Origin of the sequence: Neoroseomonas soli (genome assembly GCF_018129065.1) — a bacterium.
Classification (GTDB): domain Bacteria; phylum Pseudomonadota; class Alphaproteobacteria; order Acetobacterales; family Acetobacteraceae; genus Neoroseomonas; species Neoroseomonas soli.
In genome coordinates, this window is record NZ_JAAEDM010000104.1 from 1 (window position 1) to 12437 (window position 12437).

At 71.2% G+C, this 12437-nt stretch carries 9 protein-coding genes; 4 read left to right on the forward strand and 5 right to left on the reverse strand.

What is annotated here, in order from left to right; all coding sequences use genetic code 11:
• Window positions 1–853, reverse strand: an 853-nt coding sequence (gene tssA, locus GXW76_RS22690) for a type VI secretion system protein TssA (RefSeq protein ID WP_211864417.1), incomplete at its 3' end; no start/stop codon positions are given.
• Window positions 854–1006: 153 nt separating this feature from the next.
• Here tssA and tssH point away from each other — a divergent pair.
• The 4 genes from tssH (at window position 1007) to GXW76_RS22710 (ending at window position 5317) form a co-directional block, all read left to right on the forward strand.
• Window positions 1007–3679 (forward strand): type VI secretion system ATPase TssH, encoded by a 2673-nt coding sequence (tssH, locus tag GXW76_RS22695; protein WP_211864421.1) that lies wholly within the window; start codon window positions 1007–1009, stop codon window positions 3677–3679.
• A gap of 73 nt (window positions 3680–3752) precedes the next feature.
• The gene (locus tag GXW76_RS22700) at window positions 3753–4241 is read left to right on the forward strand and encodes an Hcp family type VI secretion system effector (protein WP_211864422.1); all 489 of its coding nucleotides are present in this window, start codon (window positions 3753–3755) and stop codon (window positions 4239–4241) included.
• Between the two features lie 87 nt (window positions 4242–4328).
• Complete coding sequence (locus GXW76_RS22705; protein ID WP_211864423.1) at window positions 4329–4844, forward strand: type VI secretion system tube protein Hcp; 516 nt, start codon at window positions 4329–4331, stop codon at window positions 4842–4844.
• A complete protein-coding gene (locus GXW76_RS22710; RefSeq protein ID WP_211864424.1) occupies window positions 4841–5317 on the forward strand; it encodes a type VI secretion system tube protein Hcp in 477 nt (158 codons plus the stop codon). The genes GXW76_RS22705 and GXW76_RS22710 overlap by 4 nt, the downstream gene beginning before the upstream one ends.
• Before the next feature lie 445 nt (window positions 5318–5762).
• On the opposite strand, the gene GXW76_RS22715 is transcribed toward GXW76_RS22710, so the two are convergent.
• The 4 genes from GXW76_RS22715 to tssL form a co-directional block, all read right to left on the reverse strand.
• Window positions 5763–6476, reverse strand: a complete 714-nt coding sequence (locus GXW76_RS22715; RefSeq protein ID WP_211864425.1) for a PP2C family protein-serine/threonine phosphatase — start codon at window positions 6474–6476, stop codon at window positions 5763–5765.
• Entirely contained in the window at window positions 6473–7678 is a 1206-nt protein-coding gene (gene tagF, locus GXW76_RS22720; RefSeq protein WP_211864426.1) for a type VI secretion system-associated protein TagF, read from the reverse strand. Before tagF ends, GXW76_RS22715 begins: the two co-directional genes overlap by 4 nt.
• Window positions 7657–11130 carry a type VI secretion system membrane subunit TssM gene (gene tssM, locus GXW76_RS22725; RefSeq protein WP_211864427.1) on the reverse strand — a complete coding sequence of 1158 codons (3474 nt, stop codon included), beginning with the start codon at window positions 11128–11130 and terminating at the stop codon, window positions 7657–7659. The genes tagF and tssM overlap by 22 nt, the downstream gene beginning before the upstream one ends.
• Before the next feature lie 2 nt (window positions 11131–11132).
• Window positions 11133–12437: type VI secretion system protein TssL, long form (gene tssL / locus GXW76_RS22730; RefSeq protein ID WP_211864428.1), on the reverse strand; the 1305-nt coding region annotated here is incomplete at its 5' end.

Below are 12437 nucleotides of genomic sequence, written 5' to 3' on the forward strand. Positions count from 1 at the left end.
CTTCGCCTTCCGCCGCCGCCTCGCCGGATTCGGCCGGCGCCGGGGCGCTCGGGGCGCCGGCAATGCGGGTGCTCAGCTCGATGATCGCCGCCAGGGCTTCCGAGACCCGCCGGGTGGAAGGGGCCTCGGCGCCGAAGGCCGTGCCCACGGCCGCGTCCATCGCGGACCAGGCGGCGGCGGCGGCGCGTGCGGCATCGCCGGCGGCGCGCAGCATCGCGGCGTCGCCCCGGGCCTCGTTCTGCAATGCATCAAAGTCGGGCACGCCCGACTTGATCCGCTGCTCCTTGCGCGCGGCGTCGGCGAGTGCCGCGGTTTCCTCCGCGCGCTGCCAGGTGAAGAGGTCGCATTCCGACCCGTCGCCACGGCGGAACAGGGGGTAGCTGCGGATCGCCGCCATCAGCGTGCCGTCCGCCCCCTCCCCCGACAGGCCGCCGATCGGCGCGCCGCGTCCCTCGATGCCGTCCTCCCCGTCGAGGGCCGGATGACCATTCTGCCAATATTGCGTGCAGAGCCCGGCGATGACCGAGGCACCGTCGGTCAGCCCCTTCAGCCCGTCGAGCCGGACCAGCGCCTCCGTCATCCAGGCGGCGATCTCGAAATCCTTCGACTTGGTCCCGAGGCACTCGATGGCGAGCTTCTTCACCTCCCGCCAGGCGGCCTGCACGGCGGCCGGATTGGCGTCCGGGTCACCGCCGTCGATGGCGCGCTCGCCGGCGCGGGCGTCGTTCCGCTGGGTCCGGACGCGCTGGTAGATCGAGCTGGGCGAGTAGTCGGGACGGATGTCCTCCCCCGCCCCCTCCCCGCTCGGCAGCGGCGCCAGCAATGCCTCGATGTCGAGCACTCCTTCACCCATCGTAAACCCCCGTGTAACGCAGATTTCACGGCCAACCAGCGGCTGCGCGGCGGCACGCTAGCACGCTGGACTCGTTTCGCATGCCCCCTTACCGTTCGCGCCGCGGACCGACATGGCCATCCGCAGCGACATGCAAATAGAGGTGCGTCCGACATGGTGGCGATCGACCTGAAATCCCTCGTCGGGCGCATGAACGCGCTCACGCGCCGGCAGTTGGAAGCCGCGGCGGGGCTGACGCTCTCCCGCACCCACTACAATGTCGAGATCGAGCACGTGCTGCTCAAGTTGGTGGAAACCGGCGGGTCCGACGTCGCGGCAGTGCTGCGCAAGGGTGGCGTCGATGCCGGGCGCGTCGCCAACGAGCTGACGCGCGCGCTCGACAAGTTCAAGACGGGGAATGCCCGCGCGCCGTCGCTCTCGCCGGACATCGTCACCTGGCTGCGCGAGGCCTGGCTGCTGACCAGCCTCGAGAGCACGGCATCGAAGATCCGCTCCGGCCACCTGCTCGCCGCGCTGCTGAACGACGACACGCTCGGCCGCACGGTGAAGGAGAGCGCGCCGTCGCTGCTGAACCTGCCGGCGGATGCGGTGCGGCGGAACCTGGGCGAATTGGCCGAGGGCAGCGAGGAAGCCGCCGAGGCGAGTGCCGAGGCCGGCGCCCCCGGCGGCGCGCCCGGCGCCCCGGCCGGCGAGGCCCCGCGCGCCGGCGGGCCGCTCGACCAGTTCTGCACCGAGCTCGTGGCGCAGGCGAAGGCGGGCAAGATCGACCCGATCCTCGGCCGCGACGGCGAGATCCGGCAGATGGTGGATATCCTGACCCGGCGCCGCCAGAACAACCCGATCCTCACGGGCGAGGCCGGCGTCGGCAAGACCGCGGTGGTCGAAGGCCTGGCGCTCCGCATCGCCGCGGGCGACGTGCCCGAGGCGCTGAAGGGCGTGAAGCTCTATTCGCTCGACATGGGCCTGCTGCAGGCCGGCGCCGGGGTGAAGGGCGAGTTCGAGAATCGCCTCAAAGGTGTCATCGACGCGGTGAAGTCCTCGCCGACGCCGATCATCATGTTCATCGACGAGGCGCACACGCTGATCGGCGCCGGCGGTGCGGCCGGCCAGAACGACGCCGCCAACCTGCTGAAGCCGGCCCTCGCCCGCGGCGAGATGCGCTGCATCGCGGCGACCACCTGGGCCGAATACAAGAAGTACTTCGAGAAGGACGCCGCCCTCACCCGCCGCTTCCAGGTGGTGAAGGTCGAGGAGCCCTCCGAACCCCTGGCCGCCGCCATGCTGCGCGGCCTGGTCTCGACACTGGAGAAGCACCACGGGGTGCGCATCCTCGATGAGGCGGTCACCGAGGCGGTGAAGCTTTCGGCCCGCTACATCCCGGCCCGCCAGCTGCCGGACAAGGGCGTGTCGCTCATCGACACCGCCTGCGCCCGCGTCGGCATGAGCCAGGCCTCGATCCCGGCCCCGGTCGAGGATCGCCAGCGCCGGCTGTCGCTGATCGACACCGAGCTCGGCGCCATCGCCCGCGAGGAGGCTGCCGGGACCGACCATGCCGCGCGGCGCGTCACGCTCGAGCAGGAGCACGCCAAGGTCACCGCCGAGCTCGAGGAGCTGACCAATCGGTGGGAGGAAGAGAAGGTGCTGGTCGCGAAGCTGCGCGACCTGCGCCATCGCATCGATGCCGCCGCGGTGCCCATGCCCGGCCCCGACGGCAAGACGCCGGAGCCCGAGGACACCGCGCCGCTCAAGACCGAACTGGCGGAGGCGAGTGCCGCGCTCAAGAAGATGCAAGGCGAGGAACCGCTGGTCTTCCCGGTGGTCGATGGCCAGGCGGTCGCGGAAGTTGTCGCGACATGGACCGGCATCCCGCTCGGCCGGATGGTCGCGGACGAAATCCAGACCGTCCTCAGGCTCAAGGACAAGCTGATGGAGCGCGTGGTGGGCCAGGACCACGCGCTCGACGCCATCGCGCAGGCGATCCGCACCTCGCGCGCCGGGCTGACCGATCCGCGCAAGCCGATCGGCGTCTTCCTGATGGCCGGCACCTCCGGCGTCGGCAAGACGGAGACGGCGCTCGCGGTCGCCGACCTGCTCTACGGCGGCGAGCAGAACATGACGACCATCAACATGTCCGAGTTCAAGGAGGAGCATAAGGTCTCGCTCCTCATGGGCTCCCCGCCCGGCTACGTGGGCTACGGCGAAGGCGGCGTGCTGACGGAAGCCGTGCGCCGCCGCCCCTACTCCGTCGTGCTGCTGGATGAGATGGAGAAGGCGCATCCCGGCGTGCAGGACGTCTTCTACCAGGTGTTCGACAAGGGCGCGATGAAGGACGGCGAAGGCCGCGACATCGACTTCCGCAACACCGTCATCATCATGACGTCCAACGCCGGCACCGACACCATCGCGAAGCTCTGCGCCGACCCTGACATGGCGCCCGAACCCGAGCAGTTGCGCGAGGCGCTGCAGCCCGACCTTCTGAAGGTGTTCAAGCCCGCCTTCCTCGGCCGCTGCAACGTCGTCATCTACTATCCGCTCGCGGATGAGGTTCTAAAGAAGATCTGCGGGCTCAAGCTGCGCAGCATCGGCAAGCGGCTGAAGGAAGCCTACGGCGTGCCGCTGCAGGTGGATGACAGCGTGCCCGACGCGATCGTCTCGCGCTGCAAGGAAGTCGAGAGCGGCGCACGCAACATCGACAACATCCTCAGCCGCACGGTGCTGCCGGAACTCTCGGCGCGCATCCTGTCGCGCCTCGCGGACGGGCATGAAATCCTTCAGGTGAAGGTGGGTATGAACGACGACGGCTCGTTCCGCTACGACGTCGACTGAGTTATAGAATTGGCTCACCGGGAGACGGCAACGGGCCGGCTCCGGGGGGCAGGATGGGAAAGGGAACACGCACATGCCGATCTTCATGAAGTTCAAGGACATCAAGGGTGAGAGCAGCACCGAAGGCTTCACCGAGTTCACCGAGCTCACGTCCTTCGAGTTCGGCATCGGTCGTCGCATCGCCTCCGCCGGCGGCACCTCCACGCGTGAGGGCACGACCGCGAACGTGAGCGAGGTCGTGGTGAAGAAGATCACCGACGGCACGACGGTGAAGTACTTCCAGCAGGCGCTGTTCGGGAAGCTGGACCGCGAGGTCGAGATCAAGATGGTCCGCACCGGCGCCGGCAAGCCGGAAGCCTTCCTCGGCTTCAAGCTCGAAGGCTGCGGCGTGGCCGGCCTTTCCTTCCGCGCCGCGGGTGGCCCGGGCGTCGACAGCCGCCCCGGCGAGACCATTCACCTGAACTTCGACAAGATCACGGTCGACTACAGCCCGATCGGCGACGACCTGACCGGCAGCCCGGACCGCTACATGTGGGACCTGGCGAAGTCGACGGGCGGCTGAGGACCGCGGGTCCAGCGCACCGAGCGCCGCCCGGAGCGATCCGGGCGGCGCTTTGCTTGAAGCGACCCGCTCAGGGAGGCCCCCGACATGGCTATGGCATCCAGCGGCCCGGGTTCCGAGTCCATCTACATGTGCTTCGGCAGCGTCCCGGGCGAGGCCCGTACGACGCTGCAGATCTCCAACGCCCCCGCAAGCGGCGGCTGGATCAAGCTCAGTTCCTGCGGCTTCTCCGGTCGCGTCGGCCACCCGCAGATGACCGAGGCGCAGTCCGGGTTCGAAGGCGAGGTCCCGCCCGTCCGCGTCACCAAGGTGACGGACGCTTCCTCCGTCGGCCTGCTGCGGGAAGCGCTGATGGGCCGCTTCGACACGCCCGTCGTCATCGTCTTCATCCGCACCGGCAATAGCGGCCCGCAGGAGTACATACGCCTCGAGTTGGAGGGCTGCGGTATCGTCGAGTTCGGCATGGAAGGCGCCGAGGAACGGCAGACGGAATCCTACAGCATCCGCTGCGAACAGATGACCATCACCACCTGGCGCTTCAGCGGCACGACCCGCGGCGCGCAGTCGGTGACGAGGCTCAGCAACGAGGCTGGTGGACGATGACCATCCTGATGCAGATCGACGGCGTCGAGGGCGAAGGCCGAATCGCCGGGCATGACGGCTGGTTCCCGCTCACCAGCTTCCGCTGGGGCGGCCGCCGCGCGGCGCGCACCCATACCGGTGGCGTCCTCGGCAAGTCGGCGGCCTACTCGACGCCGCAGCTGACGGACATCACCTTGACCAGACTGGCTGATTCGTCGAGTTCCCTGCTCTGGGACCACATGATCAAGGGCAACTCGACGCCGATCCGCTTCCATTGGCTGCGGGCCGGCCAGGGCGGCGAGCCGACCTCCTATCTCGAGGCGCAGTTCGACGACGCGCTGCTCATCGCCATCGACGTGGGTTCGTCGAGCGGCGGCCGACCCACCGAGACGCTGGTCTTCACCTATCGCGCGCTCGAGTACCGCGTGGTCAATGTCGGCAACGCCTTGTCGGGTCCGCAGGACGTCGTCAGCTTCAACCTCGGCACGGCGTAGACCCGGTTCCGCAGGAATGGAGGCCACTCTCGCCGCGCGTCGGCGGGAATCGTCACGCACGGGACTGTTTCCAGCCGCATGCGACCTGGTCTGGCTGGCGCGGCGACGTCTCACGGACCGGGATCGGTTTCGGCCCACAGCGGCGCACGGCAACCGCGCCCGGCGCCGATCTTCGCGAGAATCCTCATCCGATCAGTGATTTCGGCTAACCGGATCCGCTCCGAGGCATATTCCGCGGCCGCCTACCGCTTCCGCCCGGCGCGGCGGGTCATCTCCGCGCAGTCCTGAGCGCCCGGCTACCGCCCCCGATCGGGCGCGCGGGCGTCCTGCCCGTGCACCGCGCCACGCCGTCCACGCAAGGGTACTGCCTCCGCGGCGAAGATTTCGCGCGCCGGACGCTGCGCGCGGCGCTCAGCGCAAGGGCGCTGCCCTTGCGCCCCGCGCATCAGGCGAGGAAGTCCACGGCGACGGCGCTGACGTTGTCGCGCGCGCCACGCCCCACCGCCTCGTTCACGATGCCGGCGGCGTCGCTGCCGTTGGCGAGCATGGCGGCGATCTCCTGCTCCGCCATGGTCTTGAACAGACCGTCGGTGCAGAGCAGGTAGCGGTCGCCCTCGATGATGCGTCCGGAAACCTTGTCGAGCTCCAGTTCCCCGGTCGCGCCGATGGCGCGGGTGATGACATTGGCCTGCGGATGGTGCTCGGCCTCGTCCTCCCGCAGCGTGCCCTGGTCCACCAGTTCCTGCACCAGGCTGTGGTCGCGCGTGACGCGGCTGAGCTGACCGCCGCGCATCAGGTAGCCGCGCGAATCGCCCGCCCAGAGCATCGCGAAATGATCCCCGCGCGCGAGCATCACGACGACGGTGGAGGCGAGGATCCGCCCCGGCCCGCGCCGCGCCGCCTCCTCCTGCAGCCCGGCATGCACCTCGGTGAGCCTCAGCCTGACTTGGGCGAGCAGCTCGGCAGCCGAGAGGCCCGGCGGGATGGTCTCGAGCGCCGCGATGATGGCGGCGGAAGCGACATCGCCCGCGCCATGCCCGCCGGCGCCGTCGGCCACGGCCCACAGGCCGAGATCGGGTCGGTCCAGCAGCGCGTCCTCGTTGCGCGGCCGCACGGCCCCCGGATGGGTGGCGGCGTGAGAGGTCAGACGCGAGCTCATGCCTCGGCTTCCAGCAGGTAGGCGAAATCCTCGGCCGGCGGCAGGGCCGCGAGCGGCCAGACCATCGGCGGCACATGCGGCCCGCCACGCGTCCACCAGCCGCCGCCTTCGGGCGGAGGGGGCGCCTCGGCGGGCGGGACGACGGCCGGTTCCGCGGCGGGCTCCAGGACGGCCGACGGTTCGGGCGCCGCGGCCAAGGGCAGCGGGTCCTCGGCAGGCTCGGTGCCGGCAATGGCCCCGGCGCCGATGAGCCCGGCCAACGGGTCGGCCTCGCGCGAGGATCCTTCGGCGTCGCCTGCGCCCGGCTCGCCCGCACCGATCAGCATTGCCAGGGTGCCATTGGTATCGACCACCGGAGGAACTGGTTCGATCGGATCCCCTGCCGCGCCGAGCAGGGCCAGGACGTCGCCCGGCGGATCCTCGGTGGCCTTGCCCGGCGGTGCGCCCGCGCCAAGCATGGCGAGGACGTCCGAAGGGGGTTGCTCAGTGGCATGCTCGGGCGGCGTGCCCGCGCCGAGCAGCGCCAGCACGTCCGTGGGCGATTCCTCGGCGGGCGGAGCGTCGGTGCCGGGCAATGCCGGTGCGCCCGAGTGCTGTCCCGCGGCATTGCCGCCGGCGAGGAGGGCAAGCACGTCGTCGCCGCCCGGCGCAGACGTCTCGACCGGCGCCTCGGCGCCGGGAAGCATGGGGGGAGCCTCGTCCGCCGCCGGAAGCGGCACCATCGTCGCCGCGCCGGGCATCGCCGCGAGCGGCAGGACCGCAATGGGCGTCGGCGGCGGCCGTGCGCCGGGTAGCGGCAGCGCGGCGGCGAGCGCATCGGCATCCGCGCCGCCCATGCGCCCCGCCCAGGCCGCTGCCTCCATTGCGTCGAACCAGCCGGAGGCCGGCGTCGGCTCGCCCGGCGGCAGCAGAACCGCGAGGGTGATGGGGAAGCGACGGCCGACCTGGTCCTCGCTCGGCAGCATCACACCGGCCACCGCGTCCGGGCCGCAGGCGCCGGCCGGCAAGGCGAAGCGCCAAGCCGGCGCAGCGTCCCAGGCGGCTTCCCAGTGGGCGCCCATGCTCGCCCGCGCCCGCGCGATGCCCGCCTGCAACCAGGCGTCCCACGGGCCGACGAAGCTCGTGGGCAGGCCACGGCGCACGAAGTCGCCATGCGCCGGCACCTTGCCGTAGAGGCCCGTCAGGGGGAGAGCGTCGGGCATCGGAACTGCGCCAGTTCGGCAAGGCCGAAGGGATGCTGGGCGCTGCCTGCGCGCAACTCGAACTCCATGCTGCGCTCCCCCTGCCGCACGGTCAGCCGCAGCCTTTCGCGCGACGGCCCGGCGCCGAGGGTGCTGTTGCGTCGCATCACGATGCGCAGCGCCGACCACGCCCCGTCATAGGCGAGCGGCCCGGCCGAGGAGGGCGGATCGAAGGACAGCGTCAGGTTGCCGCGCGCCGGCCAGGACAGCGCGATCGGCCGCGCCGCGCCGCCCTGGGTGATCTCCGTCCGCGTGCCCTCGAATTCCAGCGTCGCCGAGAGCGCCCCCGCATCCATGCCGCGCGGCACCAGTTCGAAGCGCAGCCCCAGCGAGGCGGCGGCCGGGAAAAAGGCCTGCCGGATCGCCACCGCGCGCTGGAACTGCATCAGGTCCGCGGCGCTGATCGGCGGCGGCAGGCCGTCGGTCGCCATGGGGCGCCAGGGCGTCTGGGTCGTGTCCACGTACTGGCGCACGTTCTGCGTGAAGAACTGGTCGAAGACGCCACCGGGGCCGAACAGCCGCATGAAGTCATCGACCGGCAGGTCCTCCCCGTTGATGTTGAAGGGGAAGCGCTGCTCGAGTCCGCGGCAGAAGGGTGCCAGCTGCTGCGCCCCGGCCGCCGCGAGCGCCGCCTTGGCGCCGCCGCCGCGCGCGACGTTGGTCTGGCTGACCATCGCGTTGAGCCAGCGTTGCAGCGGTTGCGGCTGGCGCGCGGCCTCGGCCTGCAGCCGCTGTCCCGGGTCGAGACCGGCAGCCTGCGCCGGCACCGTGCCCGGCGGTGCGGTGGCAAGCCGCTGCACCTGCACGAAGAGGTCGTTGACGATGCGCAGCACGCCGTCCATCGGATCGCCCGCCGCGGTGCGGATCGCCTCGAAGCGCGGCTCGACGAGCTGCGCCACGGGTTCCGCGCCAGTCGGCTCCGGCGGCTGTTGCGGCTGTCCAGGCTGGGTTGCCGGGCGCGGCTGCGCGCCGGGCGGCGTCCAGCCCTGCGGCGGCGTGCCGACCGTGAGCTGCCGCGCGATCGAGCGCAGCAGGTCCTTCATCGGTGAATTGGGCGCGCCGAGCAGGTTCAGCGCCTCCGCCTGCTGCGCGAGTTGCGGCGGCAGCGGCGTGAGGTTGAGGTCGTCCAGCACGCGCTGCCATTGGCGTGCGTATTCCTCGGCGTAGAGTCGCAGCACCGCCTGTTCAAGCCGCACCGGGTCCTCGCCGCCGGCCTGGTTCGCGCCCTCGGGCCCGAGCACCCAGTATTCCGCGACGCCCTGCCGTACCGTCTGCCCGAGCACCGGCAGCAGGCCGCGATAGAGGCCGTCGACGGTATAGAGGCCGGGCACGCCTTCGGTCAGCGGCTGGCCGGAGGCGCGCACGAAGTAGCGCTGCCCCGCCTGCCCCAGCGCATCCGCCGGTCGCCAGGGCTGGATGTTGCCGGCCGACGCGGCGGCCGTCTGCAGGCGCGAGAAGACGCGGTCGGCCAGCGGCAGGCGCGAGAAGATGCGCCGCGAAGCATCCACCAGCGCGCCATCCACCGGGTAGCGGTGGAAGTTGCGCGCGATCGTCGCGTCCAGGTGGCCCATCAGCGCATCGCGCACCGGCTGGTTCACCGCGCCGGGGAAGGAACGGAACCAGTCCCGCGCGAACCAGGCCTTCACCAGATCCGCATCGAGCGGCCCTTCCTGGCCGAGCATGAGGTAGGCCCGCGTCGCGTCGTACAGCTCGTCCGGCCGCTGGAAGGAGGTGCGCATCGCCTCCTCCAGCCGCGCCAGCAGGCGCGGCAGGTAGGAACGGTCGAGCGCGCGGCGATAGGCCGACCCGGCACCGGCGAGCAGCTTGTCCTCCTGGCTCAGCCCGAGCCCGCCGCCATCCCCGCGCGCCGCCGGCGGCAGGTCACGCGCGGCGTCCAGGTAGGGCAGGATGCGCTGGAACTCGGAGGCGGTGATGCGCTCGAAGGGAATTCCCTGCGATGCCTGCTCGGCCTTGCCGATCTGCTCCGCGAGGCGCTGCGCGCGCGCCTGCTCCGACGACCAGGCGCTGTAGCCGTAGAGCCCGCCGCCGATAAGGCAGAGCCCCGCGACCGACCACGCCGCGATGGCGACCATGCGCCGGCGCTTGTCCGCCGCACGGTCGTTGGAGGCGAGCCGCGCCTCGTTGAACACCACGTCGCGCAGCAGGCGGGTGATGAAGTAGGCGCGGCCCTTCTGCTGCATCACCGCCGCCGGCCGGCGCGGATCGAAGCCGAAGGAACGCGACAGCGCCCCCGCGAGGCGATCCAGCGGGCTGCCTTCCTGCGTGCCCGAGGTGAAATAGACCCCGCGCAGCATCGGCGCGGGATCGAGCCGCGTGCCGCCGAAGGCCACCGAGATGAAGGCCGAAAGCGGCTGTTCGAGCGAGGCGAACTGCGCCGGGAAGCCGGCCAGCGACGCGCGCTGCTGCGGGCCGCGTTCCTGTTGCAGGCGCTCGATCACGCGGTCCTGGAGGCGGCCGAGCAGGGCCTGGAATTCCTCCCCGAACTTCGCCGAGGCGCCGGCCTCCCCGGCGACGGCGACGGGGAAGGTGAAGCCCCAGACCTGTTCGCGCGCCGCCTTGTCGAGGTCGTCGAAGAACTCCATGAAGCCGGCGAGCAGGTCCGTCTTGCTGACCATGAAGTAGACCGGCAGGCGCTGGCCGAGCTTTTCCTCCAGTTCCTTGATGCGGCGGCGAACGCTGCGGGCGTGCTGCTCGCGCTCGGCGGGACCGAGGCGGGAGATCATGTCCACCCCGAAGGTCACCAGCACGCCGTTCAGCGGCAGGCGCGGGCGCGACTTCTTGAGCAGCGTCAGGAAGCGTTCCCACCCCGCCTTGTCGGCGGCCGCATCGGAATCCTGCGACGTGTATCGCCCCGCCGTGTCGATCAGCACGGCATTGTCGGACAGCCACCACTCGCACAGCCGCGTGCCGCCCACGCCCTGGAGCTTGCCGCCGTCGGTCAGCGGGAAGTCGAGGCCAGAATTGGCGAGCGCGGTCGTCTTGCCCGAGCCGGGCGGACCGATGATGACGTACCAGGGCTGCTCATAGAGGAAGCCGCCCTTCTTGCCGCTGGTCGCCTTCAGCTTGTCGAGCGCGCCGGTCAGGCGCTCGCGCAGTTCCGCCTCCTCCTCCGCCGCGCGGTCCGCGGTGGGGTCGGCTTCGGCGATGCCCTGCACCAGCAGCGCGTCACGCCGGCGCTTGCGGCGGTCCATCACCCAGATCACCGCCAGGCACAGCACGAAGAGCGCCGCGCACAGGATCATCCGGTTCAATTCGGATTCCAGCGGCGCGAAGCCCTGGTATCTCAGCAGCGGGCCGAACAGCCAGATAATCGGCATCAGAAGGGAGACGGCGACGATCGCCGCGAGCGCGCGGCCCGTGAAGAACGGGCGCAGGACGTCGAGCAGCTGCATGGTCAGTTCGTTCCCCTCAGCAGCACGACCTCGATGCGCCGGTTCTCCTCGCGTCCGTCCGCGGTGCGGTTGTCGGCGATCGGCTCGGCATCGGCGCGGCCCTCGGTGGTGAAGCGGGACGTATCGCCGGTGGCGGCCGCGATGATGGCCGAGGCGGCCTCGGCGCGCGCCGCCGAGAGATGGAAGTTCGACGGGAAGCGCACGGTGCGGATGGGCTGGTTGTCGGAATGGCCGATGACCTGCACGCGGCCCGGCTCGTCTCGCAGTCCGAGGCCGATGCGCTGCAAGGTCTGGACGAAGCGCGGCTCCACCGTGGCGGAGCCGGAGCCGAACATGCCGCGGCTCTTGATGCGCACGGTCACCGACCGCGCATCGCCGAACACCGTCACCAGCCCCTGGTCTATCTCAGGCTTGAGGAACTGCCGCAGCGTGACGAGGAAATCCGGCCTCGGCGGCGCCACGAAGGCGGGCGGCGGGGGCGGTGGCGCGGGCGGGCGTGGCGGTGCCTGGCGCACGATCTCCGGCACCTGGCCCGGAGGCAGCGCGGCGAGGCGCTCGTAGAGCCCGTCCGAGCCCTCATTCATCGCATTCGCCAGCCAGGCGTAGCCCATGCCGAGCGCGAAGACCGCGACGCAGGCCGCGACCCAGGCCGGGATGCCGCGGCGCGGGCCACGATGCGGCGCATCGACGCCCTTCCAGCGGGGCGAGAGTTCCCGCTCCCACGGCTGCCGCACCTGCACGAGAAGCTGATAGAGCCCCTCCCGGATGCGCTCCAGTTCCGAGGCGCCGCGCGGGGAGAGCCGGTAGCGTCCCTGGAAGCCCAGCGCGAGGCAGAGGTAGCAGACCTCCAGCGCATCCTTCCAACGCCCCGGATCCTTCTGCATGCCCGCGAGCACGTCGAAGAAGCGGTCGCCCGACTTCACTTCCTGATGGAAGGTCGCCACCAGCGACTGCACCGACCAGACGCTGCCCTGCCCCCAGTTGTAGGAGAGCACCACGTCATCGAGGCTGGCGCAGAGGATGTAGTGCGCGGCGCGCACCTGCTCGGCGCTGACGCCGGCCTCGCGGGCATCCACCTCGAACTGGCGCAGGGCGCGGAGGGCGCGCTCGCGCAGCTCCTCTCCCTGCGGCGGCGCGGTCATCGCGGCATTCGCAAGGCGCCCGAGCAGGTCGATCAGCGGCTGCGCCGCGGCGGCGAGCGGGCCGATGCCGATCTTGGGCAGGGCTTCGGCCTCGCCGGCGAGGCGCGGGGCGGATTCCGCGCGTCCCGCGGCCGGGCCGGCGCCGGTCGGCAGGCCGCCGTAGCC

What these genes read in the sequence shown, in the direction of transcription:
- tssH (WP_211864421.1), top strand. Translation starts at nt 1,007, where the DNA reads ATGGTGGCGATCGACCTGAAATCCCTCGTCGGGCGCATGAACGCGCTC.
- GXW76_RS22700 (WP_211864422.1), top strand. Translation starts at nt 3,753, where the DNA reads ATGCCGATCTTCATGAAGTTCAAGGACATCAAGGGTGAGAGCAGCACC.
- GXW76_RS22705 (WP_211864423.1), top strand. Translation starts at nt 4,329, where the DNA reads ATGGCTATGGCATCCAGCGGCCCGGGTTCCGAGTCCATCTACATGTGC.
- GXW76_RS22710 (WP_211864424.1), top strand. Translation starts at nt 4,841, where the DNA reads ATGACCATCCTGATGCAGATCGACGGCGTCGAGGGCGAAGGCCGAATC.
- GXW76_RS22715 (WP_211864425.1), bottom strand. Translation starts at nt 6,476, where the DNA reads ATGAGCTCGCGTCTGACCTCTCACGCCGCCACCCATCCGGGGGCCGTG.
- tagF (WP_211864426.1), bottom strand. Translation starts at nt 7,678, where the DNA reads ATGCCCGACGCTCTCCCCCTGACGGGCCTCTACGGCAAGGTGCCGGCG.
- tssM (WP_211864427.1), bottom strand. Translation starts at nt 11,130, where the DNA reads ATGCAGCTGCTCGACGTCCTGCGCCCGTTCTTCACGGGCCGCGCGCTC.